Below are 25974 nucleotides of genomic sequence, written 5' to 3' on the forward strand. Positions count from 1 at the left end.
AAATATAGCAGAAAATAAACCTATGGCTTTATTGAATTCTCTTTTTACTTGGATAATGAAAAAGCGGATGCATCAGATTGATCTATTCATGAAGTATCCTCACGATGTTCAAGATGAATGGTTTCAAAGCCTCGTTTCTGCTGCTGAAGCAACTGAATGGGGAAAGAAATATGGCTATAACAGCATTTTTACCCCTGATGAATTCAAAGAACGTGTCCCAATCCAAGATTATGATGATATCAAGGGATATGTAGACCGCATGATCAAAGGTGAACAGAATATCCTTTGGCCATCCGATATCAAATGGTTCGCGAAATCCTCGGGGACTACTTCAGACCGCAGTAAATTTATTCCAGTCAGTATCGAAGCGTTGGAAGAATGCCATTACCAAGGTGGTAAGGACATGCTCTCCATCTATTGCCATAATAAGCCTGAAAACAAAGTATTCACTGGTAAATCCGTTGTAATTGGGGGATCTTCGCAGATCAATAATTTCAGTCCCGATTCTTATTATGGGGATCTGTCTTCCATCCTTATCCGCAATCTCCCTTTCTGGGCTGAGTTTAAACGGACACCTAACATTGAGGTTACTTTAAATCCCAATTTCGAGGAAAAGATCGAGCAGATTGCTCAGATTACCATCAAGGAAAACGTAACGAGCTTGGCTGGTGTTCCGACTTGGAACATGGTCATGGCAAACCGTATCCTTGAGATCACTGGAAAGGATAACCTATTGGAAGTATGGCCTAATCTTGAATTCTATAGCCATGGTGGCGTTAGTTTCAAGCCTTACAGAGAGCAGTTCAAGAAATTGATCCCTTCCGATAACATGTATTATCTGGAGAACTATAATGCTTCCGAAGGCTATTTCGGGCTTCAAGACCGTTCTGATTCTGAGGATCTTCTGTTGATGCTGGACTATGGAATCTATTATGAATTCCTTCCAATGGACCAGATCAATGAAGAACACCCTAAGACCTTATGTCTGCATGAGGTTGAATTGGGCAAAAACTACGCGTTGATCATTTCCACCAATGCGGGACTTTGGCGTTATAAGATTGGGGATACCATCCGTTTTACTTCCTTGTCTCCTTATCGATTCCAGATATCGGGGCGAACAAAGCAATATATCAATACCTTTGGGGAAGAGGTAATCGTGGACAATGCGGACCAAGCATTGCAGGTTGCTTGTAAGGCTACAGGAGCTACCATCCAAGATTATACAGCTGGTCCGGTGTATTTCAACGATAAGACCGCTGGTGCACATGAGTGGATCATCGAATTTGAACAAGAGCCAGATGATTTCCAAAGATTTGGCGAAATCCTAGACGCCACCCTTCGTGAGATTAACTCCGATTACGACGCTAAACGTTATAAAAATATGGCTTTATCTTTCCCGATCATTCACAATGCGGCGAAGGGAAGTTTTTATACCTGGATGAAAAGTAGGGGGAAATTAGGAGGACAGAACAAAGTTCCTCGATTGGCTAATAGCAGGGAATACCTGGAACCACTATTGAAGTTAATCCAAGCATCTTAATTTTTTTTATTTCTAGCCCAAAAGGCAGCTAGGTAGATGTGGGTAATATGCAATATGTTATTCGGAGCAGCTATTGATTAGGGACGGATTGCAGTTTTGTACAGGTAGATAAAAAAACCTAGGATAAATTTCCATACTCCAACTGTCGGAGTGGCTTGAGCATTAAAATCAGTCGATTGTCTTTCCATTTTTAGGATTACTTAGTTAAACCTTTAATTATATGCCTTTTATTTTTAGCAAATCAAGCCTTTTTATTTTAGCAGCCTGTCCGAAAACAGAAATAAAAATTATCTTTTGCACTTACAATTCTTGGTTAGAAATCCTTTTCAAAGATTTGCTAAAAAGCATTGAGCCTATTCCAAATACTGTACCGAGAAAGAAATCAAGTAATAAACAATAAATCTCCGCATTTTAGGGTATGATCTGTATAGCAAACACTATACAGTTATGAATAGGAAAACATACATATTTCATTATAGCTAAAATGCTAAATTCTTAAGAAATCAACAGGAGTCTCTCGCATTTGTGGAGATTGGACGATTATAAATCCATTATTCATTTATGCTTTTGTTTTTTTTACCTAAATTGCACAGCAATAAATATTCTTTTTGATATGAGTGCCATAGATAATTTCACTATTCAAGTTGAGCCTACCCAACAATCAAGAATTTCTCAAGTAGACTTCGATCATTTAGTTTTTGGAAAAATAATGTCTGACCACATGCTGGTTGCCAATTATGACAACGGGCAATGGGAAGATGTTAAGATTGTGCCTTATGGGAACCTGAGTGTAAGCCCTTCCATGTCTGCCTTACATTATGGACAGGCTATCTTTGAAGGAATTAAAGGTTATAAATTCCAAGATGGCACCGTGAGCATCTTTCGCCCTGATAAAAACTGGGAAAGATTCAATAAATCTGCAAAAAGACTTGAAATGCCTGAAGTTCCTCAGGAAATCTTCTTGGATGGCTTAAAAAAACTATTGGATGTAGACCGTAACTGGATTCCTTCCAAAGAAGGCACCGCACTTTATATCCGTCCTTTTATGTTCGGTACTGAGGCTGCTCTAGGTGTCCACCCTTCTAAATCTTATCAATTCATTATCATCACCTGTCCGGTTGGTGCTTATTACAGCAAACCAATCAGCTTGAAAGTAGAAACACATTATACTCGTGCTGCTGAAGGTGGTGTTGGATTCTCTAAAAATGCAGGTAACTATGCCTTGTCACTTTATCCTACTCAGTTGGCCAACAACGAAGGGTATGACCAAATCATGTGGACAGATGCATTGGAACACAAATACATTGAAGAAGCTGGAACAGCTAACTTGATCTTCCGCATTGGTGATACCATAATCACACCACATGGAGACACTATCTTACATGGTGTTACTAGACGTACCATTATGGAGCTTGCTGAGAAGTGGGGCTACAAAGCAGAACAGAGAAAAGTATCTGTAAAAGAACTGATCGATGGAATCGAAGCAGGAGATGTAACAGAAGCCTTTGCTGCTGGTACTGCTGCAACCATTACCCATATCGATAGAATCGGATTCAATGGTCAAGACTACACACTACCGCCTGTTGAAGGACGTGAATTCTCTAACAAGGTGTTGGCTTATCTAAATGATTTGAGATACGGAAAAATCGATGATCCATTTGGTTGGAACTATATCGTTAAGTAATTAAGAACTTATCAATATCCACATAAAAGACCGTCCCTGAGGCGGTCTTTTTTATGCCTTTAACCTTCATTTTTCGCGCTCAATGCTCTTCGCGCAGTATCTTCTATATTTCTTTTTTCCTAATTAATATTCAGCTCTTTTTAGAGATAAAAAGATAGTTAATATTGCAGTTCTTGTTAAAAGAGTTAATCCTGATAAAATTATTTTACCTAAAAGAGCTACTTGATGATAATCGGCAATTAATAAAAACTACTTGTTAACTGTTGCTGTTTAATTATTTCATAAAATTATTATCTCAATCGTTTTCGTAATTAACACAATCGTTTGTGTTAATTGATTGTTCGTGGAATTTTAAATTATTCCCTACCATTATTCCTGAAATAGCCATATAAGTCTAAAAACTATTTACCGAAAATGAAATGAGAAGAAAACATTACTTTAACAAAGTGAGGTTATCAAAAGCGTTTATTCATTTTGCTTTAATATCCCCCTCGCTGCTCTTCGCTTCCACAACCTATGGAACTGAAGGGAAACCAATACTAGCGTCCAATTACGCGACCAATTTTAAGATCAATCCTCTCCAAACGGAAATTACCGGAACAGTAAAAGATTTGGATGGCAATCCACTAGCAGGAGTGACCGTAGCGGTAAAGAATGAAGGGCAAAGCACTTCTACAGGAACAGACGGTAAGTTTACCATTTCAGTGGCAAGCAGTTCTTCCATCCTGACCTTTTCTTATATCGGTTTTCAACCGAAGGAAGTGGCTGCTTCTGCTGCGAACAGCGTTATCCTTTCTCCTTCTGAAGATGCGCTTGATGAGATCGTGGTGGTCGGCTATGGTAACCAGAAAAAGACCAACTTGACCAGTGCGGTATCCCAAGTAGATGCCAAGGTGCTCCAAAACAGACCTTCGCCAACCATTACCAATATGTTGCAAGGTGCAGCCCCTGGTTTGGTCGTAACAAGGAACTCGGGTAGACCCGGAGCTCAGGGCCTGAATATCTCCGTCCGCGGTGAAACCTCAGCGAATGGTTCCGTAGGTCCTTTGATCGTTATCGATGGAGTGATCAGTTCGGAGGAAACCTTTGTTGCGTTGAACCCAAATGATGTAGAAAACATCAGTATCCTGAAGGATGGGGGTGCCACCGCCATCTATGGTGCTCAATCAGCGGGAGGGGTGATCTTGGTAACGACCAAAAAAGGAACATCCGGAGTCGGTAGGATTTCGGTGTCCAGCAATTTGGGTATCCAAAGACCTGGCTCTATGCCTGATCGACTTTCCTTGATCGACGAGATGAACTATGTAAACCTCGCCCGTAAAAATGCCGGTATTGCAGCAGAATACTCCGAGGAAGATTTAGGATACGCCGTAAACGGCCCTACCTTCGTGCTAGGTTCCAATGGTCAATGGCGGACATACAATCAACAAAATATCCTAGATCAAGTCATTCAAAAGAAATACAATATCTACAATAACAATATCCAGTTTTCTGGAGGTAGTGAAAAGATAACTTACATGGCATCATTGGGTAACATGACCCAAAACGGGATGTTCAAAGTAGGTGATGATAGGTTCGCAAGGATCAATGCCAGGGCCAATATCTCGGCGCAGGTAAACGACTATTTGAAATTAGATATTGGTAATGCCTTTATCAATCAAAAAACCGATAACCCACAAGATGGTGGTTACTCTATCGATGGCGGGGGTAACTCCATCCTTAGGCAGTTCTATTCCTCTCGGATGAGATTCCCGATCTATAATGAAGATGGTACCTACTACAAAAGTGGAACTTCATCAGCCTTCGGTTATGCCATGATGAAAGACGGTGGTTTCAATGATGACCTTAAAAGAACATATTTCAACAATGTCACCGCTACGATCAACAATTTTGTGAAGGGATTGGAGATTAAATTAATGTACAGCCGTGAAAGCATCGATCTTCAGAACAGAAACTTCAGAAGAACGGTAGATTATTATTCTGGGCCAACACCAAACACAAAATCTCAATTGAATAATCCTAATAATTATTCAATTACCAATTACAAGACCTTAAAACAAAATGTTCAGGCGGTAGTTGACTATGATTTAACGGTAGCTGAGAACCATAATTTCCATTTAATGGGCGGTTATCAGTTCTATGACCATGAATACCAGTATGTCTCGGCATCTTCTAAAAATCTTTATGTTAATGATAATCCGAGTTTGAACTTCACCTCAGACCCATTGAATAAATCGCACAGCCAATACGGCGAACGAGAAAAAATGCAGTCTTACTTCGGTCGTTTCAATTACAACTACAAAGAAAAATACCTGTTCGAAGCGACTATCCGTAGCGATGAAAGTTCTAGGCTGTCCCCGAATGTACGGGTGAAAGTCTTCCCTTCATTCTCTGCAGGTTGGAACGTGGCAAAAGAAGAATGGTTCCAAGGCGCTACAGCTTATATCAACGAGCTGAAACCTAGGGTTTCTTGGGGTAAGGTAGGTTCCAAAGTCGGTATTGGTTTCTATGATTACATCGCCCTATTGGGAACAGGTTCCAATGTGCTCTTGAATGATATCAAACAAACTTATATCTCACAAGGAGCTCTTCCAGCTAGGGATCTTTCTTGGGAAACCATTGAAACCAGGAACCTAGGTCTAGATTTCAGTCTATTGGATCGCAAGCTTTTTGGATCTTTTGATTACTTCCAGAAGTTCAACAACAATATGTTGGTTAGTATCAGCATGCCAGCAACGATTGGGATAAACATTCCAAAATCCAACCAAGGACAATTAAAGACTTGGGGTTGGGAAGCAAGCATAGGCTACCGTGATAAAGTTGGAGATGATTTTAATTATAACATCGGTGTAAGTTTAGCTGACAATAAAAACAAATTAATACGCTATGGCGGTGCAAACAACATCGTTTATTCCGGAACAAACAAGTTAGTGGAAGGCTACGCCATGAATTCAATCTGGGCCTACAAAACTGATGGTTACTTCCAAAATGAAGGAGAATTGGAAAATGCGCCAAGCTACGAGCGATTTGTCAATAAAACCGGAGTACCGGGAATCGGTGATGTCAAGTACTTGGACATTGACAATGATGGCATTATTACACCAGGTGAAAACATCGTCGGAAACACAGGGGACTTGGTTTATTTAGGTGATACAAATCCGCGCTACCAATATGGAATCAATGCCTATTTAGGATATAAACATTTCGATTTCTCATTCTTTATCCAAGGTATCGGCAAGCGTTTCTTGAAACCTAGTAATGAGTTGATCCAGCCGCAGTTGTATTCCTACTACCTACCTATGGATTTCCAGATGGATTATTGGACCGAGGACAATAGAAATGCAGCCTTCCCTAGACCTTACCTAGAAGGAAGCCATAACTTCCAAAATTCAGATAAATGGTACTTGAGCGGTGCTTATGCCCGATTAAAGAATGTACAGTTAGGATATACCTTGAGCAAAGACCAAGTTGCGAAACTTCCTTTCAACAGGATTAGACTCTATGTATCTGCTGAAGATATCCTGACCATTTCAAAATTAGGCGTATTTAAGGGAGCAATTGACCCTGAGATCAGACCTGAGGACAATAAGGTTTCTCCTTATCCATTCGCAACTACAGTTTCCTTTGGTTTGAATATCAACTTATAAAATTGACATCATGAAAAAGAGATTTATATATTTAATGATAGGTTCCCTGATCTTCTCAGGGTTAAGTTCTTGCGAAGTCAATGAGGTTCCGGAGACTTCCATGAACGACGTCAATTACTGGAATACAGTAAACGACTTAAAAATGGCTGCCAACTATTTCTATACCACCTTGCCTGGCCTAAGCTCCGGGGATGTGGCAGAGGATGTCTGGTCAAGCTATGGTTATTCCAATAGTGGCGATGCAACACGTATCAGCGACGGTTCTAGGGCGACCCCTGCAACAAGTGGGGACTATAATTATTATTCCATTTTCCAAGCGAATAAGCTGATTGAAAATGCACCCCTTGTCTTAGAAAAAGGAGCTACGGAGAAAGAAGTAAACTGGTATGTAGGAGAGGCGCATTTCTTCCGTGCGATGTATTACTACCAAATGTTCATCCGCTTCGGTGGTGTTCCTATGATCACCAAGACCCTGAAAGTAGATGATCCTGAAGTTTTCGCTCCGCGTGCTTCGCGCGCAGAAATCCTAGATCTGATCTTGAAAGATCTGGATATCGCTGCCCAATACTTAAAGGGACATGATGAGCTAATCGCAGCAAAAGAATATGGTCGCATTTCAAAAACAGCTGCTCTGTCCTTTAAGGCTAGAGTCGCATTATTTGAAGGAACGAGAGAGAAATTCCATAAATATGGCGATGCCAAGAAACACCTGACCATCGCAAGGGATGCTGCCAAAGAAGTAATGGATTCTAAACAATATGCTTTGTTCTCGCAAGCCAAAACAGGAGCGAATGGACAAAGAACCGATGAAGCCTATTATAATCTGTTCCAAATGGCAGGAGAGGGCAGCGCCAACAAAGAAAATGTCATTGTAAGGCAGTATGGTGTAAACCGTGAAAACAGTGTCACCAGTACCCCTGTTCAGCGTTATTATGAAGGTAGTAACGCGGTGCCAACCCAGAATTTTGTAGACAATTATTTGATGGCGGATGGTTTGCCTATAAGTAAATCAAAATTGTACATGGAACCAACCAAGGATATGAAATATAATGCTTATTTCGACAAAAAGGATCCTCGCATGAGTTTCACGCTATTCAAAACGGGTGACGAATTTATCGCCAGCAGCGACTATACCATTCCTAACCCAAGGATGCACCGAAGTGGTTACGGAGTCCGCAAATATGCCAACAAGGAATATTGGGCCCTTCAGGCCTCCTATATTGACAAACCGGTCTTGAGATATGCTGAGGTCCTTCTGATCTATGCAGAGGCAAGCTATGAGCTCAACGAAAGCATCTCCGATGCTGACCTGGACCAAACCATCAATCTTTTGAGAGCACGCCTTCCTCAGGTGAATATCGGGACAGCAGAAGCTCCAAATTTTGTGGATATGCCAAAGCTCAGCAATGATTTTGTGAACAGCAATGGCCTCAATATGCGCGAAGAAATCCGCCGGGAGCGTTCCGTGGAATTGGCTTTCGAAGGATTAGCATACTGGGATATGATCCGTTGGAAAACCGCTGAAGTAGAAATGAAGAAACCTTTGATCGGAAGCTATCTATTCACCGAATTCCTGACCACAACTGGAGAAAAATGGGCAAGTGATACCCCGGTTGACAGCAAAGGGCATATTATTTTACAGGAAGCCAACCTGCGCAAATTTGACCCTGAAAAAGATTATTTATGGCCTATTCCAACTAATGAAATAGCTATAAACAATAAGATTGAACAAAACCCCAAATGGTAAAATTGTAATAAGGACGAAAGGCTACCCGAGGGTAGCCTTTTCGTTTAATCTTCATATCCAAACCTCTTCAGGTAGTTTTTCTTGCTTCTCCAATCCGGAAGAACTTTCACGAACAGTTCCAAGAAGACCTTTCCGCCAATAAACTCCTCAATATCCTGGCGGGCATAGGTTCCGACTTTCTTGATCATGGCTCCAGCTTTTCCGATGATGATGTTTTTCTGCGAATCACGCTCTACAATGATTTCTGCTGCAATGCGGGTGATATGGGCTTCTTCCTTGAATGAAGTCACCACCACTTCCGTACTATAAGGGATTTCCTTGTCATATAATTTGAATACCTTCTCACGGATAATTTCGGAAACAAAGAAACGCATGCTCTTATCGGTCAATTCATCCTTTTCATAATATGGAGGGTGAACCGGTAATTTACTTTTGATGTAAGCCATTACAGCTTCCACATTATAACCCAACAAAGCTGAGATAGGGAATACTGTATCTGGATTGATCTTTTCTTCCCAGAAAGCAATCTTCGCTTTCACCTCTTCCTCGGATGACTTGTCGACTTTATTGATGATGACCGCAACTGGAGAACTAGTATTCCTTAATTTTTCCAATACATCGTTTTCATCGTATTTTTCATGGATGTCTGTAACAAATAAAATAACGTCAGCATCGATCAAGGAACTCATCACAAAGTTCATCATCGACTCTTGAAGGTCATAATTCGGTTTAATTACTCCGGGAGTATCAGAAAAAACAATCTGATAATCTTCATCGTTAACTATTCCGATGATACGATGTCTAGTTGTCTGAGCCTTAGGGGTTATGATGGACATCTTTTCACCCACTAGGGCATTCATCAAGGTCGATTTACCCGCATTAGGCTTACCGATGATACTCACGAATCCTGCTTTATGTGACATTATTTGCTTTTTTATTTGTTTTACAAAGAAACAAATAATATCTTTGTGCTCCAATTCGGAGATAGTATAATCTACTTTTAACAAATACCAACGTAGATTTCTAGAAAATATATTGCGGGGTGGAGCAGTTGGTAGCTCGTCGGGCTCATAACCCGAAGGTCATCAGTTCGAGTCTGGTCCCCGCTACTAAAAACAAAAAAGGATTGTGCGCGAGGCACAATCCAAAAGACATTCTAAAATACATTGCGGGGTGGAGCAGTTGGTAGCTCGTCGGGCTCATAACCCGAAGGTCATCAGTTCGAGTCTGGTCCCCGCTACTACTAAGGTTTCAATCGAAAGATTGGAACCTTTTGTTTTTTTAAGACATAAGACAATAGACACAAGAACTTTCTAGTGTCTAAATATATGATGACCGAGCGGAGTCGAGGTCCACTTACAATATTGATCAAGATTTTAGCGATCTGATCGTCCAGGTCCGTAGGGGCTTATTGCATAAGCCCGCCCGCTGTATTCCAGTCGTACCCATCATCCATATCGTGGTAAGATCCATCTCAAAACAAAGCCATTAAAAATTTATCGTCTTTACGAACAGTTCCGTAATCCTTGATTGCGGATGACAGTACTGTAGTTACATTCCCATATAGATTCTTCACTCATCGTTCAGAATTAGAATTATCTCAAGGGATCTAACAATCCCCCTAAAAAAACTCCTCACAAAAAAAGGAGCTGTTTTTACAGCCCCTTCTAAAAAATATGGAAATACACTTGTATGTTTTGAAAACCTAGCAATATTCAATCAAAATATCTGAAACTGCTCCCGTCTATTATCTTATGTCTAAAATGCTGTAGCATAGACCGCTTCTTTACTTTCCAGCACTGAAGTGCCCATCAGGTACTCATCGACCTTTCTAGCGCATTCTCTGCCTTCGGAAATAGCCCAAACAACCAAAGATTGTCCTCTTCGCATATCGCCTGCCACAAAAACCTTGTCTACATTGGTCTTGTATTCCGTTTCTGTAGCATCTACATTCCCTCTGTCGGTAGTTTTTACGCCCAGTTGGGTCAATAGACCTTCATGTTGCGGATGTAAGAAACCCATCGCTAAAGTCACCAACTCACAAGGGATTTCACGTACCGAGCCTTCCACCTCCTTAAAGGATAGTGGTCTGCCACTAGGATCCAATTCCCATTCTAGGTCTACGATCAATGCGGCTCTCAGGTTTCCATCGGCATCACCTAAAAACTCTTTGGTGCTGATGCTCCAATGGCGTTGACAACCTTCTTCATGTGAAGTCGTCGTTTTTAACAACATCGGATAACTTGGCCAAGGCATAGCTTCCGTTCGCGCGGTCGGAGGTGTTGGCATCAATTCAAATTGGGTCACCGATTTGGCACCGTGTCTATTGGATGTGCCGACACAGTCTGATCCTGTATCACCACCGCCTATTACCAGTACATTTTTATCTCTTGCATGAATCTCCTCCACTTCAATTGGAGAACTTCCTACGCGCTTGTTCTGTTGCTTTAGGAATTCCATTGCATAATGGACTCCTTTTAGCTCCCTGCCGGGAATATTCAAGTTCCTTGGAATGGTTGACCCTCCAGCTAATACAATGGCATCATAGGCCTCCAATTCACTTGCCGGAACATTGTTTCCAACTTCAGCATTGGTCCTGAATTCTACGCCAGATTGCTCCATGATCTCGACACGACGGTCGATCACTGATTTGTCCAATTTGAAATCTGGAATCCCATATCGCAATAGACCACCAATTTTATCATCTCTTTCGTACACGACTACATCATGCCCAGCTTTGTTCAACTGTGCGGCTGCGGCTAGGCCAGAAGGTCCTGAGCCTACCACTGCAACGCGTTTTCCCGTCTTCAGGTAGCTCTTGCTCGGTTTTACATATCCTTTTTTGTAGGCAATTTCGATGATGTGTTTCTCAATCTCCTCAATGGCGACTGGGTTTTTGTTGATTCCCAATACACATGCCGATTCGCATGGTGCCGGGCAGATCCTGCCCGTGAATTCCGGAAAATTGTTGGTAGAGGAAAGGATTTGGTAAGCCTCCTCCCAATTGCCATCATAAACGGCATCATTGAATTCTGGGATCACGTTCCCTAGCGGACAGCCTGAATGGCAGAATGGTATTCCGCAGTTCATGCAGCGTGCCGCTTGTTTATTTAATTGCTCATCGGTAAATGAATGAACAAACTCTTGATAATTCTGTTTTCTGCTTTCCACAGCATCTTTCTGAGGAAGCGCTCTTTCAAATTCTAAAAATCCTGTTGGTTTTCCCATGATGATGTTCCTCCTTGATTATGCTGTTACTAATTTCTTGTTCACCACATTCTTGTACTCTCTTGGGTACACTTTGATGAAACGGTTCCTTTCCGTTGCCCAATTGTCCAAGATAAAGCTTGCGCGCTCGCTCTTGGTTAGGTGGATATGGCGTTTCAATAAGGCTATGATGGCAGTTTCATCTTCCGTTTCCAGTGGATCCAAGTCGACCATTTCCTTATTGCAATTCTCTTTGAAAGTGCCTGCAAGGTCATAGATCCATGCAATACCACCGCTCATACCTGCAGCAAAGTTTCTTCCGGTCTCTCCTAGGATCAAGGCTCTACCACCGGTCATGTATTCACAGCCGTGATCTCCTACACCTTCTACAACGGCGGTCGCTCCTGAATTTCTTACGGCGAAACGCTCTCCGGCTTTTCCATTGATGAATAGATGGCCTGAGGTTGCGCCATAAAGCGCCACGTTGCCGATGATAATGTTCTCTTGCGGCACTAAATTGCTTTCCTTTGCTGGATAGATTGCCAATTGCGCCCCTGATAGTCCTTTTCCTACATAGTCATTGGCTTCACCTTCCAGTTCAAAGGAGATTCCCTTGGTATTGAATGCTCCGAAAGACTGTCCTGCAGAACCCTCGAACTTAAAGTTGATCGTATTGTCAGGTAGCCCTTCTGAACCATAGATCTTCGAAATCTCATTGGATAATAAAGTTCCGATGGTACGGTCCGTATTTTTTACCTTAAAGGTTCCAAACACTGGCGTTTTGGTTTCCAAGGCCAATTTAGATTGGTTCAGTAAGCCCCAATCCAAGATCATGCTCATGCCATGGTCTTGCTCTTCGGTATTGTACAAAGTTTCTCCATTTGCATTTGGAGCCACATGTAAAATGCCCGAGAAGTTGATCTTGTTGACTTTCCAATGGGCTAGGTTTTCTCTTTTCTTCAAGAATTGAGCTTTACCTACCATTTCATTGATGGATTTAAATCCTAATTCTGCCATGATCTCGCGCATCTCTTCTGCCAAGAAACGGAATAGGTTCACGACATCATCTGGTTTACCGGTAAATAGCTTTCTCAATTCTGGGTCTTGGGTAGCTACGCCAACCGGACAGGTGTTCAGATGGCATTTGCGCATCATGATACAGCCGCCGGCAACTAAAGCTGCCGTTGCAACTCCCCATTCTTCAGCACCCAATAAGGTGGCGATGACCAAATCTCGACCTGTCTTCATCTGTCCATCTGCTTGCAATACCACACGACTACGAAGCTTGTTCAGAACAAGAGTCTGATGGGCTTCTGCCAATCCCAGTTCCCAAGGTAAGCCAGCATGTTTGATGGAGCTGATTGGAGAGGCTCCAGTTCCGCCATCATAGCCTGCAATCAGGATCACATCGGCATGTGCCTTGGCGACCCCTGCTGCAATGGTTCCAACCCCTGCTTTTGATACCAACTTCACATTGATACGCGCTTGTCTATTGGCATTCTTTAGATCGAATATCAATTGCGCCAAATCCTCAATGGAATAGATATCATGGTGTGGAGGAGGGGATATCAAACCTACTCCGGGAGTAGAATGTCGCACCTTAGCGATCCAATCGTCTACTTTATGTCCCGGTAGTTGTCCACCTTCTCCTGGTTTAGCGCCTTGCGCCATTTTAATCTGTAGTTCATCCGCTTGGGTCAGGTAATTGGAGGTTACCCCAAAGCGTGCTGAAGCTACTTGCTTGATTGCCGATCGCATGGAATCGCCATTCGGTAATTTTTGGTAGCGCATTTCATCTTCACCCCCTTCACCGGTATTGGACTTTCCGCCGATGCGGTTCATCGCAATCGCCAACGTGCTATGGGCTTCATGCGAAATCGATCCGAAGGACATCGCCCCAGTGGCAAATCGTTTCATGATTTCACTCGCTGGTTCCACCTGATCGATGGAAATCGGACTTCTATGTTTTGCAAAATCTAACAATCCCCTCAAGGTGAACATACGTTCCTTTTGGTTATTGATCAATGTTGCATATTTCTTGTAGGTTGCAAAATCATCTGTCCTACAGGCCTGTTGCAATAGATGTACGGTCTGTGGATTCCATAAGTGGCCTTCACCTCTTCTTTTCCATTGGTAGAGACCGCCTTCAGGCAATAGCGTAGGAGCTGAACGGCTGTTTTCAAACCCGCGCCAATGTTTAGCTAAGGCTTCTTTAGCGATATCATCTAGATTCAAGCCGCCAATTCTGGAAACGGCACCACAGAAATAACGGTCCACAACTTGGCTGTCTATACCGAGCACCTCAAAGATCTGGGCGCCATGGTAAGATTGCAAGGTTGAGATACCCATCTTCGAGAAGATCTTCAACAAACCATTGCATACCGCTTTTACATAATTCTTTTTCAGGTCATCCCAAGTCAGGTCGGTTTCCAAATGCCCGATCTCTTTCATGGTCCGGATGCTCGCCAATGCCATGTAAGGGTTGATGGCGGTCGCTCCGAATGCCAATAGACAAGCAAAATGGTGAACTTCCCAAGCGTCTCCTGCTTCCACGACCAAACCTACAGCGCCACGGTTGCCCGTTTTGATCAGGTGGTGGTGTACAGCGGAAACTGCCAATAAAGAAGGGATGGCACAGTGCTGGGAGTCGATGGCACGGTCGGATAGAATGATTACCTCAAAGCCATCACGAACGGCGTCGTCTGCATAACGGCATAGTCTTTCAAGACCAGCTTCTAAAGAACCTTCCTTTCCATCAGCTCGGAAATAACTTTGGATGGTTTTTGCTTGGAATACACCTGTATCGATGGAACGCAATTTCTCCAGTTCACTTGAGGTCAAGATCGGATGTTCCAAGGTTACACAATGGCAGAATTTCTTGTCTTCCACCAAAATATTGCCTGAGTTTCCGATAAAGGTTGCCAAACTCATCACCAAACGTTCACGGATCGGATCGATTGGGGGATTGGTTACTTGGGCAAAGAATTGCTTGAAGTAACTGGAGATATGTTGTGGCTGGTCAGAAAGGACTGCCAATGGCACGTCTGTCCCCATGGAACCGATCGGCTCATAGCCCGTCAAGGCCATTGGGGTCAAAATCGTTTCGATATCCTCCCTAGAGTAGCCAAATGATAATTGATATTTGAATACGGATTCCTTGGACAGGTAGGTAAAGGTTACCCTTGGTTCTGCCAATTCTTCCAATTTGATTTTATAATTGTTGATCCATTCGCCATAAGGTTGTTGGCGGATCAGTTCGCCTTTTACTTCTTCATCTGAACGGATCTTTCCAGCTTCCATATCTACCACGAAGATCTTTCCGGGTTGCTGTCTTCCTTTTTTGATGATCAATGCTTCATCGATAGGCAATGCACCGGCTTCTGAAGCAACTACCACGCGATCATCTGAAGTGACTGCATAGCGCAATGGACGCAAACCGTTGCGGTCTAGGGTAGCACCGATGATTTTTCCATCGGTAAAACATAAAGCAGCTGGACCATCCCATGGCTCCATCAAAGTAGCATGGTATTCATAGAAAGCCTTTTTCAATGGGTCCATTTGTTCATTGCCGTCCCACGCTTCTGGTACCAACATCAACATTACATGCGGTAAGCTGCGGCCGCTATGGAGCAAGAGCTCCACCACATTGTCCAGACATGCAGAATCCGATTGTCCGCGGTCTACCACCGGTAGTAGGATTTCCATCTCCTCTTCCGTAAAGAAAGGCGATGAATAGGCCCTTACCCCTGCGTAAAACCAGTTTAAGTTTCCGGTCAAGGTGTTGATCTCCCCATTGTGCGCGATCATGCGGAAGGGTTGAGCCAAAGACCAAGAAGGGAAAGTATTGGTAGAGAACCTAGAGTGAACCAAGCCGAATGCGGATACCACCCGTGGATCTCTAAGATCTTTAAAATATGATCCTACTTGATAAGTAGTTAATTGTCCTTTATAAATTATGGTTTTGCAAGATAGAGAAGCGATGTAGAGTGGAAGGGGGTACTCTTGGTGATTTTTGATTTTTTGGATGATTAAGCGTCTTAAGACAAATAATTTCCGTTCAAAATCTTCGGTGTTGGCAACACCTGCCGGCCTAGAGATAAAGAACTGGACGATTTCTGGTTCTGCACCTAAGGCGGTCGGTCCGATGCCTTCTCGATTTACGGGTACGGCTCGGAACCCTAATAATTCCATGCCCCTTTCGTTTGCAGCCTCGGCAATGACTTGACGGCAAATGCGGTTCATCTCTTCCTCCTTCGGAAGAAACAACATGCCTACGCCGTAATATCCTGGTTCTTGAAGCTGGATGCCCAACTCAATACATTCTTCCCATAGAAATTCATGTGGTAACTGGATCATGATCCCGGCGCCATCGCCCGACTCTGGATCGCAACCACAAGCTCCACGGTGTTCCATGTTCTCTAACATGGTAAGTGCATCTTTAACCTGTTGATGTGACTTCTGACCCTTGATGTGGGCTACAAATCCAACACCACAGGCATCGTGCTCAAACGCTGGGTTGTAAAGTCCTTCTTGCTGCATTGTAATATGATAATTAGATAAAATAACAAACGAGTTTGCTAATATATGAATAAAAACATAAAATATTTGCAATAATGATAAAAATTAATCAAAAACGTTGAGGTTAATATAAATTTAATGCTGTTTGGTAATTGAAATTGTATTTGTTTCGCTATTTGCTTATAAAAATGGAATATCATTCGTTACATTTGCTATTTGAACTAATAAATTATGTTGATCAAAGAAATTGAAATTTATAGGTTGAGTATTCCCATGGAACTCTTTGTCATCGCAACGGGGGTTATGGAGTTTGCTCAGAACACTTTCGTAAAGGTCATCTCCGATGAAGGCTTATACGGAGTGGGGGAATGTTCTGCCTTTCCGATGATTGTTGGGGAAACGCAAAATACCTGTATCGCAGTGGCACAGGATTTTGCTAAGATCTGGATCGGTAAAGACCCTTTGGCCATTGAAGAGAGATTGGCCGAACTGCATCTGTACATTGCCAAGAATGCCACTATTAAATCTGCCTTTGATATGGCCCTTTATGATCTTGCCGCTAAAAAAGCAGGGGTACCACTTTATCAATTCTTAGGGGGTAAACCAAGGGAGATCGTAACGGATATTACCATTGGTATCGCAAGTCCTGAAGAAATGGCTACCAAAGCCAAGGACCTGCATGATCATGGTGCCGTTGCCTTGAAAGTGAAACTGGGTAAGAAACCTCAGGATGATATTGCCCGTATTAAAGCTATCCGACAAGCAGTTGGCTTTGATATCCCAATTAGAATTGATGCTAATCAGGGCTGGAGCTATGAAGAGGCCTTGGAAGCATTAAAAGGCCTTGAAGCCTTGAAAATCCAGTTCTGCGAACAGCCCATGCGTACGTATAACGACCATTTGTTGCCGCAATTAAGATCTGAAACCATCGTTCCGATCATGGCAGATGAGTCTGTTTATGACCATCATGATGCTGAACGCCTTTGCAGGACGGACAGTTGCGACTATATCAATATTAAATTCTCAAAATCCTCTGGAATTGCAGAGTCCTTAAAGATCCAAGCAGTTGCTCAAGAATTTGGTATCCCTTGTATGATCGGGGGCATGTTGGAAAGTCGATTGGCACTTGCCGCTAAAACGCATTTTGCATACGCTGCGCCCAATGTTAAATTCTTTGACCTGGATACCTGCATGGTAGGTCACCTAGAAGATCCGGTTATCGGCGGTATTCAGTACGATGGCTATTCCATCAAGATTACGGAGGGGCCTGGGATTGCGGCCGACATTGATCCTGCATTTTTAGAGCAATGTGAAAAATGGACTGTTTCCTAAAATAAAATCGATATGCTAAATAATGACTCTTGGAACCTAGGGACGAACGAGATCATCATCTTGTTTATCCTAATAGTGATTGTCGTTTTTTTCTTTTGGCTTTTTTCAAAGCTGTTAAAAAGAAAGTAAGCAGCAATATTTACGAAAACAAAACAACTCCGAAATCCATGGATTCGGAGTTGTTTTGTTTTATAGAGTTTTCAGCCCAATAGAGTGCTTCCTAAGTAGCAATTTCCATCCAAAATTTCTATCCTTCTTTTAGGGGTTTCATTCGAGACTCATTCGAGACTCATTCGGAAAAGCTTCAAAAATCAGAGCAGCATATAAGTAGAAGATTTTTGGCCATTTTGCGAATTTTCCGAATATGTCTCGAATAAGGTAAAAGTGTATTGCCCTAATGCTCTCTAATTTATTTTCCGATCCGTGAATTCCAATGTTTCAGGTGCGATTTGGAGTCGATAACAAAAGAAAAGCGCTATCGAGGTTTCCGACATTCTCGAGCTCGGTTTTTCAGCTTCCAGCCTACATAAAGAGCATTTTTTAACATTTGTTAAAAAACAGGCTTTTTAAGGGGAATAACTGCTTTTTTTAGGTCCTTTTAGATGGATATTATATTGACTATTGCTCAAATTTCTTTGTTTGCAGGAGATTTGGGGCGATTAGCAAGCCTTGCGCTCAGTAATTCTTGAATAAATCAGTACCTTTGTGGACATTTATTTGAATATAAGATTATGAGTACACAAAGAGGTCCTATTTCTCAATTTATTGAGAAAAACTATCTTCACTTCAATGCCGCTTCCTTAGTTGATGCCGCAAAAGGTTATGAAACCCACCTAGCAGAAGGTGGTAAAATGTTGGTTTCATTAGCAGGTGCGATGAGTACTGCTGAACTTGGAATTTCATTGGCCGAAATGATCCGTCAGGATAAAGTGGCTATCATTTCCTGTACTGGTGCAAACCTGGAAGAGGACGTGATGAACTTGGTAGCGCACTCACACTATAAACGTGTCCCTAACTACCGTGATCTTACTCCTCAAGACGAATGGGATCTGTTAGAAAACCATTACAACCGCGTAACGGATACTTGTATCCCTGAAGAAGAGGCGTTCAGAAGATTGCAAGTTCACCTTGAAAAAGTATGGAAAGATGCAGAAGCTGCTGGCGAACGCTACTTCCCACATGAATTCTTATACAAAGTGGTTTTATCTGGCGTATTGGAGCAACACTATGAAATTGATCCTAAGAACTCTTGGATTTTGGCTGCTGCAGAAAAAAATATTCCTATCATCGTACCGGGATGGGAAGACTCTACAACTGGTAATATCTTCGCTTCATACGTGATCAAAGGCGAATTGAAAGCACATACTGTGAAAACAGGTATCGAATACATGATCTATTTGACAGAATGGTACCGTGCTAACTCAGGTGGCAAAGGGGTAGGTTTCTTCCAAATCGGTGGTGGTATCGCTGGTGACTTCCCAATCTGTGTGGTTCCAATGATGTACCAAGATCTAGAATGGCATGATGTTCCTTTCTGGTCATACTTCTGCCAAATTTCGGATTCAACTACTTCTTACGGTTCTTATTCAGGTGCTGTGCCAAATGAGAAAATCACTTGGGGTAAATTGGATGTAGAATCACCTAAGTTTATCGTAGAATCTGATGCTACTATCGTGGCACCATTGATTTTTGCTTGGGTATTAGGTCAATAAGAATATAACAACGGCGGAAGGAATCATAGTGGACAAGAACCTTACAACAGATAATCCAATTGCGATTCAGGCTTTGATGTCTGAAACGGTATTTGCTATCCCTGGTTCGGTAATGCCCATCGTAGAGACCCAAACCGTTGGATCCCAACATACAACTCTTCAGCAAGGGCATTTTGATGCCTCTGCTGAAGAGTTTGTTTATCAAGGGGACAAGTCGACTGGGATATTGTTTATCCTGCGTTATCCAGACTACCCTTACTTCTCGCCACAGGCAGAAGAAGCTTTCCTAAAAACCATCGGCGCCCTACAATTGAATGCAGGTAACGTTGCGGTGGTCAATTTGGCAAATCCACACAATCCAAATGAGTGGAAGCAGATCATGCAGTTTTTCCAACCCAAGAAAATAACGCTTCTTGGCGTGGAACCTACCTCATTGAAACTCCCAGAGATCGGCCATAACTCCTATATGCGAGGAAAGATCGCGACAGTGTTCAATACCTTTAGTTTTGAAGAGATGTTTGCCGATGTCCAGAAAAAGAAATTGTTCTGGAATGAGTTCAAGACCTTTATTCAATCCTAATTTTCTGATTTTATCTTCCTTCTTTTCTTGATTGCTTAAATAGAATGCTATTTTTGGAGCTTAATCATTGAGCTATGGAATTGGTATTTGCTACAAACAACGCACATAAACTAGAAGAATTACAACAGATGGTCGGAGATAAATTTGTCTTGAAGTCTCTGGCTGACATAGGCTGTGATGATGATATTCCGGAGACTGGGGTTACTTTCCAAGAGAATGCCAAGCAAAAAACCGATTACCTATTCCAAAAATATAGCATTGATTGTTTTGGGGATGACTCAGGTCTGGAAATAGATGCCTTGAATGGTGAGCCGGGGGTGTATTCTGCACGTTATTCTGGATCTAGGGATATGGAAAAGAACATTGACCTGGTTTTGGAAAAGTTGCAAGGTCAAGAAGATCGCAAGGCCAGGTTCAAGACGGTTATTTCCCTATTCTTACAAGGCGAGCAGTATTTTTTTGAAGGAACTGTGGAGGGAAGGATCATTGCTGGCAGGACCGGAACGGCAGGATTTGGCTATGATCCGATCTTTATTCCGGATGGCTATGATCAGACTTTTGCGGAAATGAGCTTGGAGGAAAAAAATAAAATCAGCCATCGCTCGAAGGCTGTATCCAAATTGGTTGAATTTCTGAATTCCCAACAGTAGGTTTGAATTTACGAAATTTGACGAATTCAGGCAATGTTAATAATTTAGGTTTTCTTTTTAGTTAACATTGGGTTAACAGAAACTTGCATAATATCTCCTTTTTGCTGGATAAATATCGTTTTGTTAACGAATTCAATTAACTAATAAGTAATAGTTAACAATTTTCTCATTATTTAGTTACTTAATCTTTTTGTTGTGTTAATGTTTCCTTAAATGTACGGGGGTACTTTTACGCCAAATATTAACCCACATTTCAATGAGATTAATTAAAGCTCCAAAGCTGTATTTAGCGGCTTTTTTGCTTGCAGGATTTCAAATCCCAAGCTCCCATAGTATGGCTGAGGTTTTATCCATTGTCCAGGACCAACAGGTCTTTACGGGCAAAGTCATGGATGAATCTGCTCGCCCTATCCAAGGTGCCACTGTTAAGAATTTAAACGCAGGAATTTCTACCCAAACGGATGAAAATGGTCAATTCAGTTTAAGGGTTTCCAAAGGAGAGTCTATCCAGATCAGTTCGATCGGCTATGACAGCAAAATCTTTGTCATCGATGAACAGACTAGTTTTACCTTGAATTCCAATTCATCCAATCTGGAGGAGCTGGTAGTCATTGGTTATGGTTCCCAGAAAAAAGTCAACCTTTCAGGGGCCGTAGATTATGTCAGTGGTAAGGAACTCGAGAGCCGCCCCATTGCCAATGTGTCCCAAGGTTTGCAGGGTTTAGTGCCTAACTTGAATGTGCAGTTCAACTCTGGTGCTCCAGGTGAAGCCGCCAAGATCAATATTCGTGGTATCACTTCGATCAATGGCGGTGATCCTTTGATCTTACTCGATAACGTGCCTATCAGTTCCGCAGAATTGAACAGGATCTCCCCACAGGATATCGAATCCATGTCGGTGATCAAAGATGCGTCTGCCGCTGCTATTTACGGGGCAAGAGCCTCCTTCGGGGTAATCCTGATTACCTCCAAATCCGGTAAAGGTGCCCTTAAAATCAATTACAGCAATAACTTTACATGGAATACCCCAACGGTAATCCCAGATAAGATTACCGACCCTTATGTGTTCTCCCGTTTATTGGAAACTTCCACGGATAATACACCTTGGGATAACGTGAACTTCTCTGAGCAATACTATCAATATGCGAAGGAAAGATCGGATAACCCAAGCATCGCTGATGTAAGGATCGATCCAAGTAATCCAAAACAATGGGAGTATATGGGTAATAGGGATTGGACCCGTTATTTTCTTTCCGACTGGAACAATACCCATAACCATGATTTATCGATTTCTGGATCGAGTGATAAAGTCAATTACTATATCAGTACCGGATATAATCGTCAAAATTCTCCGATCAAAATCGCGGAGGACTATTTTGATCGATACAGTATCAGGTCCAAGGTGAATTATAAGCTGAACGATTACCTTTCAGTAGGTAATAATACCGTAATTGGTTTGAACGAAAGGGTAAATCCATCCCTGTATGATTCCCCAAGTTCTATGGCGGAAATTTACCATGTGTTTCCAACCAGTACCTTGAAAAATCCTGATGGAAGTTGGGCATATTCCGATGAACAACGTAATACTGGTGCAGGCCGAATTGCGGCTAAAATGGTCGACGGGGGACAGATGAGGACAAAACGTAATGATCTGCAGTCTACCTTCAATGCTGAATTAAGATTGTTTGAAAACAAGTTTAAGATCAATGCAGACTATACCTTCCAAAGAAATTCAAGGAACTTAAACAGGTATACGACCAGATATAAGATTGGATATGGTCCAGGAGATATCCGTGAGGAAGGGATTTCTTCAGCCTATCGTGAAGCGGGATTTTCTTACTATAATGTCTATAATATTTTTGGGACCTATAGCCAGACCTTTGATAAGCATCAGGTAACAGCGGTCCTAGGTTTCAACCAAGAGGATTATCGATTGGAAAACATTGTTGCTGAGCGGCAAGGTTTGATCTCTGATCTATTCCCAACCGTGGCATTGGCGACCGGTACTGCTCAAGTAGGCGAGGGGATCGACAAGTATGCCTTGCGCGGAGCATTCTATCGCTTGAACTATATCTATGATGATAAGTATATCATCGAATTGAATGGCCGTTATGATGGTTCATCCAGATTTCCAAAGGCTAGCCGATTTGGTTTTTTTCCATCGGGTTCAGTGGCTTGGTTGATCAACAAGGAAAACTTCCTGTCGGATGTCAACTGGTTAAGCCAATTGAAAGTTAGGGGTTCTTATGGTGAATTAGGTAACCAAGCGGTGTCAAACTTTGGTTATATCCCGACCATGGAACCTTATGAATCTCCATATTTAATTGGAGGTAAAGTGAATCCATCGATTAAAGCTCCAGGCTTGGTATCTAACCATTATACTTGGGAAAAAGTGAAAACCTACAACTTAGGTTTGGACTTTGGCTTTATGCAGAATAAGTTTAATGGTTCATTCGATATCTACCGTAGAAATACAATCGGTATGTTGACCTTTGGAAAGGAACTTCCTAAAGTCTTGGGAGTAAAGGAACCGAATGAAAATGCTGCTGACCTGGCAACCAACGGATGGGAATTGACCTTGTCATATAATGATTCCAAAGATGTTTCAGGATCGATCCTGAACTTTGGGGCTACTTTTGTGCTTTCGGACTCCCGCGCTAAGATTACCAAATTTGATAACCCGAACAATAGGATTACCCAATTCTATAAGGGTATGGAACTGGGCGAGATCTGGGGATTGGAAAGTGATGGTTTCTTTAAAAACCAAGAAGAGATCAATAAGCTTGATCAAACCTCGATCATTCCATGGGGAGCCTTATCCATTGTACCGGGATGGCCGAAATTTGTAGATCAAGACGGGAATGGTAAAATTGAAAAAGGATATGTCTTGGGCGATACCAAGGACTTGAAAATTATTGGCAATTCTACTCCGCGTTACAATTTTGGTCTGAACTTGAATGCTAGCTGGAAAGGTTTTGATGTGCGCGCGTTTTTACAAGGGATTGGCAAGCGAGATTATTATCCACTGGATTACCTATACTGGGGTGTTTACCAACAACCTTATGGTAATATCTATTCCCACCTTCTGGATTTCTATCGTCCTAACAATGATTCAGATGCTGACCGTGCTAAACATTCTGCTGCTTATTTAGCCTTGGGCTTGGCCGATCAGAATTTGGATGCCAAATATCCAGTACTGCAATCTTGGTTAGCGGATTTGAACTTAGGAACTCGTGTGGATGAGGCCCAAGGTGCTGCCATTCCTCAGACCAGGTATTTATTGAATGCGGCTTATTTGCGATTCAAGAACCTAACCATAGGTTATACCATCCCAAGTCATTTATTACAGAAAGCCAGAGTTAAGAACCTTAGAGTCTATGTGAGTGCAGAAAACCTGATGGAATGGTCTGCCGTGAAGCGATATTTTGATCCTGAGGTCTTGAACATTAACACCTATACAGATCCAACCGTAGCAAGAAAGAGAGAGGGTAATGGAGCGATGTATCCATTCCAACGCAGTTTCTCTGCTGGTCTACAATTAACTTTTTAAAATAATGAAACGATATATCAAATTAAGTTTATTGACTGCCTCCTTGCTAACGTTTGCAGGGTGTAATGACAGTTACCTCGATCAATTGCCTGAAACGATGGTTCAAAAGGAGAACTTCTTCAAGACCGAATCCGATCTGGACATGTATGCCTTGAACCTTTACGATTTCTTGGACAATGGTTTTTACGAACAAGACGCGACAACAGATAACGCAAGTACCACCGGAAATAAGGAAATCAAAAACATCTTGTTGGGTACAGCTTCTGAATCCAACATTACAGAAGGTTGGAACTGGCAGAAGCTACGGGATATCAACTTTATGTTGGAAAACCTATCGAAAGCAAACATCTCTGAAGCAAAACTGAAGCATTATGAAGGTTTAGCTCGATATTTCAGGGCTAGGTTCTATGTGAGTAAAGTTCAGCGCTTTTCGGATGTTCCTTGGATAGATAAGGTGGTTAAAGTTGAAGATGAGGCTGTTTTATTTGGCAAAAGAGATCCAAGGGAACTGGTGGTTGGAAAAATAATGGAAGACTTTAAGTTCGCTTTTGAGAATGTTGAAACGACCAAGATTCCAGGAAAAGTAAACAAATGGGTAATTGGCCAGGAATATAGCCGCTTTGCCCTGTTTGAAGGTACTTACAGGAAATACCATAAATACCTAGGTTTGGATAAGACTGCCGCTAATTTCTTGACTATTGCCTATCAGACTGCTGAAAGCATCATGAACAATGGGGGTTATGCTATCCACAATACCGGCAAGGTAGAATCGGATTATGCTTCATTGTACAATAACGCCAATCTGGAAAACAATAGTGAGGTTATCCTTGGTAGATTTTATGCCAACAACGTCATCAATCGTTCGGATTGGCCTGGGATGTTTGGAAATTATGAATATTATCCACTTCGGGATGTGGTACAGAGTTATCTGATGAAGGATGGTTCGATCTATACCAACAAGCCCGGTTATGAAAAGTTTTCCTTTGTGGAAGAGTTTAAGGATAGAGATCCTAGGTTGGCCCAAACCTATGCTGCACCAGGTTGGAATCTAGTATATGTGAGTACCTATTCACAGGGACCAGGTTTATATGTACAGCAATTGAGCAAGAACTTTTCAGGTTACCACCAGATCAAAGGTTTCTTAAATACCAGTGTTCAAGAAGAGAGATACAATGTAGATATCCCACTTTACCGCTATGCGGAAGTTTTGTTGACCTTTGCAGAGGCTAAGGCCGAATTGGGGATCTTGAACAATCAAGGAGATTTAGATAAATCTGTAAACCTATTGCGTAAAAGAGCAGGTATGCCGGATATGACCCTGAACCCAGTATTGGATCCTAAAATGGCCAATGATTTCAAAGAGACGGCTGGACCTAACCAAAGTTTGATCCTGGAAATCAGGAGAGAGCGTAGGGTGGAATTGGCTTTTGAAGGATTCCGTTTTAATGATTTAATGCGTTGGAAAGCAGGTAAACTATTGGAAAGAAAACCACAGGGGATCTATTTCAAAGGTTTGGGAAATCATGACGTTACGGGTGACGGTATTGCTGACATCAAATTGATCCCGAGCAATGAGTCCTTGCCGGAGGTAAGAGAAAAGAACAGTTTAGGCGTGACCTTAAGATATTATAAGGTCGGAAGAATTGGGCAAGATGTATCTGTGTTTTTAAGTGAAGGAAATTCTGGATATATTGATGTGGTCGATAAAGTCGGTACTTTTGAAGATCCTAAATATTACTATAGACCAATTCCTAAAAACGATAGGGATATCAATCCGAGTCTTGAACAAATCTTTGGATGGTAATTG

At 42.1% G+C, this 25974-nt stretch carries 13 protein-coding genes and 2 tRNA genes; 12 read left to right on the top strand and 3 right to left on the bottom strand.

Translation table 11 applies throughout. The features are described 5' to 3' along the window. The first annotated feature begins 22 nt into the window (after positions 1 to 22). The 4 genes from ACK2WI_RS14700 (at position 23) to ACK2WI_RS14715 (ending at position 8618) form a co-directional block, all read left to right on the top strand. Complete coding sequence (locus tag ACK2WI_RS14700; protein WP_093101626.1) at positions 23 to 1540, top strand: GH3 auxin-responsive promoter family protein; 1518 nt, start codon at positions 23 to 25, stop codon at positions 1538 to 1540. 613 nt (positions 1541 to 2153) lie between these two features. Beyond that, on the top strand, positions 2154 to 3224 hold the full coding sequence (locus tag ACK2WI_RS14705; RefSeq protein ID WP_409151471.1) for a branched-chain amino acid aminotransferase: 1071 nt from the start codon (positions 2154 to 2156) through the stop codon (positions 3222 to 3224). A gap of 419 nt (positions 3225 to 3643) precedes the next feature. Then, the gene (locus ACK2WI_RS14710) at positions 3644 to 6871 is read left to right on the top strand and encodes a SusC/RagA family TonB-linked outer membrane protein (protein ID WP_409151472.1); all 3228 of its coding nucleotides are present in this window, start codon (positions 3644 to 3646) and stop codon (positions 6869 to 6871) included. A gap of 10 nt (positions 6872 to 6881) precedes the next feature. After that, positions 6882 to 8618 (top strand): RagB/SusD family nutrient uptake outer membrane protein, encoded by a 1737-nt coding sequence (locus ACK2WI_RS14715; RefSeq protein ID WP_409151473.1) that lies wholly within the window; start codon positions 6882 to 6884, stop codon positions 8616 to 8618. 44 nt (positions 8619 to 8662) lie between these two features. Here the strand turns inward: ACK2WI_RS14715 and era are convergent, their stop codons facing one another. Continuing rightward, entirely contained in the window at positions 8663 to 9541 is an 879-nt protein-coding gene (gene era / locus ACK2WI_RS14720; RefSeq protein WP_093101620.1) for a GTPase Era, read from the bottom strand. A gap of 113 nt (positions 9542 to 9654) precedes the next feature. On the opposite strand from era, the gene ACK2WI_RS14725 reads away from it, so the two are divergent. Together ACK2WI_RS14725 and ACK2WI_RS14730 are read left to right on the top strand one after the other, a co-directional pair. Further along, positions 9655 to 9727 (top strand) — tRNA-Met (locus tag ACK2WI_RS14725). A 58-nt stretch (positions 9728 to 9785) separates the two neighbouring features. Further along, positions 9786 to 9858 (top strand) — tRNA-Met (locus ACK2WI_RS14730). A gap of 518 nt (positions 9859 to 10376) precedes the next feature. Here ACK2WI_RS14730 and ACK2WI_RS14735 read toward each other — a convergent pair. Continuing rightward, positions 10377 to 11846, bottom strand: a complete 1470-nt coding sequence (locus ACK2WI_RS14735; protein WP_409151474.1) for a glutamate synthase subunit beta — start codon at positions 11844 to 11846, stop codon at positions 10377 to 10379. 18 nt (positions 11847 to 11864) lie between these two features. Beyond that, positions 11865 to 16364, bottom strand: coding sequence for a glutamate synthase large subunit (gene gltB, locus ACK2WI_RS14740; RefSeq protein ID WP_093101565.1), 4500 nt, complete (start codon positions 16362 to 16364; stop codon positions 11865 to 11867). Between the two features lie 210 nt (positions 16365 to 16574). On the opposite strand from gltB, the gene ACK2WI_RS14745 reads away from it, so the two are divergent. The 6 genes from ACK2WI_RS14745 (at position 16575) to ACK2WI_RS14770 (ending at position 25971) form a co-directional block, all read left to right on the top strand. Then, complete coding sequence (locus tag ACK2WI_RS14745) at positions 16575 to 17675, top strand: mandelate racemase/muconate lactonizing enzyme family protein (protein ID WP_409151475.1); 1101 nt, start codon at positions 16575 to 16577, stop codon at positions 17673 to 17675. Between the two features lie 731 nt (positions 17676 to 18406). Then, a complete protein-coding gene (locus tag ACK2WI_RS14750; RefSeq protein ID WP_093101563.1) occupies positions 18407 to 19387 on the top strand; it encodes a deoxyhypusine synthase family protein in 981 nt (326 codons plus the stop codon). Positions 19388 to 19415: 28 nt separating this feature from the next. After that, positions 19416 to 19967, top strand: coding sequence for a hypothetical protein (locus ACK2WI_RS14755; RefSeq protein WP_236736594.1), 552 nt, complete (start codon positions 19416 to 19418; stop codon positions 19965 to 19967). Between the two features lie 74 nt (positions 19968 to 20041). Then, positions 20042 to 20617 (top strand): non-canonical purine NTP diphosphatase, encoded by a 576-nt coding sequence (locus ACK2WI_RS14760; RefSeq protein WP_409151476.1) that lies wholly within the window; start codon positions 20042 to 20044, stop codon positions 20615 to 20617. Between the two features lie 256 nt (positions 20618 to 20873). Continuing rightward, positions 20874 to 24167: a SusC/RagA family TonB-linked outer membrane protein gene (locus ACK2WI_RS14765; protein ID WP_409151477.1), complete on the top strand. Its 3294-nt coding sequence runs from the start codon at positions 20874 to 20876 to the stop codon at positions 24165 to 24167. A gap of 4 nt (positions 24168 to 24171) precedes the next feature. After that, on the top strand, positions 24172 to 25971 hold the full coding sequence (locus ACK2WI_RS14770) for a RagB/SusD family nutrient uptake outer membrane protein (protein ID WP_409151478.1): 1800 nt from the start codon (positions 24172 to 24174) through the stop codon (positions 25969 to 25971). Positions 25972 to 25974 lie beyond the last annotated feature (3 nt).

This window comes from Sphingobacterium sp. BS-2, assembly GCF_046161205.1.
Taxonomy (GTDB): Bacteria; Bacteroidota; Bacteroidia; order Sphingobacteriales; family Sphingobacteriaceae; genus Sphingobacterium; species Sphingobacterium mizutaii.

What these genes read in the sequence shown, in the direction of transcription:
- ACK2WI_RS14700 (WP_093101626.1), top strand. Translation starts at nt 23, where the DNA reads ATGGCTTTATTGAATTCTCTTTTTACTTGGATAATGAAAAAGCGGATG.
- ACK2WI_RS14705 (WP_409151471.1), top strand. Translation starts at nt 2,154, where the DNA reads ATGAGTGCCATAGATAATTTCACTATTCAAGTTGAGCCTACCCAACAA.
- ACK2WI_RS14710 (WP_409151472.1), top strand. Translation starts at nt 3,644, where the DNA reads ATGAGAAGAAAACATTACTTTAACAAAGTGAGGTTATCAAAAGCGTTT.
- ACK2WI_RS14715 (WP_409151473.1), top strand. Translation starts at nt 6,882, where the DNA reads ATGAAAAAGAGATTTATATATTTAATGATAGGTTCCCTGATCTTCTCA.
- era (WP_093101620.1), bottom strand. Translation starts at nt 9,541, where the DNA reads ATGTCACATAAAGCAGGATTCGTGAGTATCATCGGTAAGCCTAATGCG.
- ACK2WI_RS14735 (WP_409151474.1), bottom strand. Translation starts at nt 11,846, where the DNA reads ATGGGAAAACCAACAGGATTTTTAGAATTTGAAAGAGCGCTTCCTCAG.
- gltB (WP_093101565.1), bottom strand. Translation starts at nt 16,364, where the DNA reads ATGCAGCAAGAAGGACTTTACAACCCAGCGTTTGAGCACGATGCCTGT.
- ACK2WI_RS14745 (WP_409151475.1), top strand. Translation starts at nt 16,575, where the DNA reads ATGTTGATCAAAGAAATTGAAATTTATAGGTTGAGTATTCCCATGGAA.
- ACK2WI_RS14750 (WP_093101563.1), top strand. Translation starts at nt 18,407, where the DNA reads ATGAGTACACAAAGAGGTCCTATTTCTCAATTTATTGAGAAAAACTAT.
- ACK2WI_RS14760 (WP_409151476.1), top strand. Translation starts at nt 20,042, where the DNA reads ATGGAATTGGTATTTGCTACAAACAACGCACATAAACTAGAAGAATTA.
- ACK2WI_RS14765 (WP_409151477.1), top strand. Translation starts at nt 20,874, where the DNA reads ATGAGATTAATTAAAGCTCCAAAGCTGTATTTAGCGGCTTTTTTGCTT.
- ACK2WI_RS14770 (WP_409151478.1), top strand. Translation starts at nt 24,172, where the DNA reads ATGAAACGATATATCAAATTAAGTTTATTGACTGCCTCCTTGCTAACG.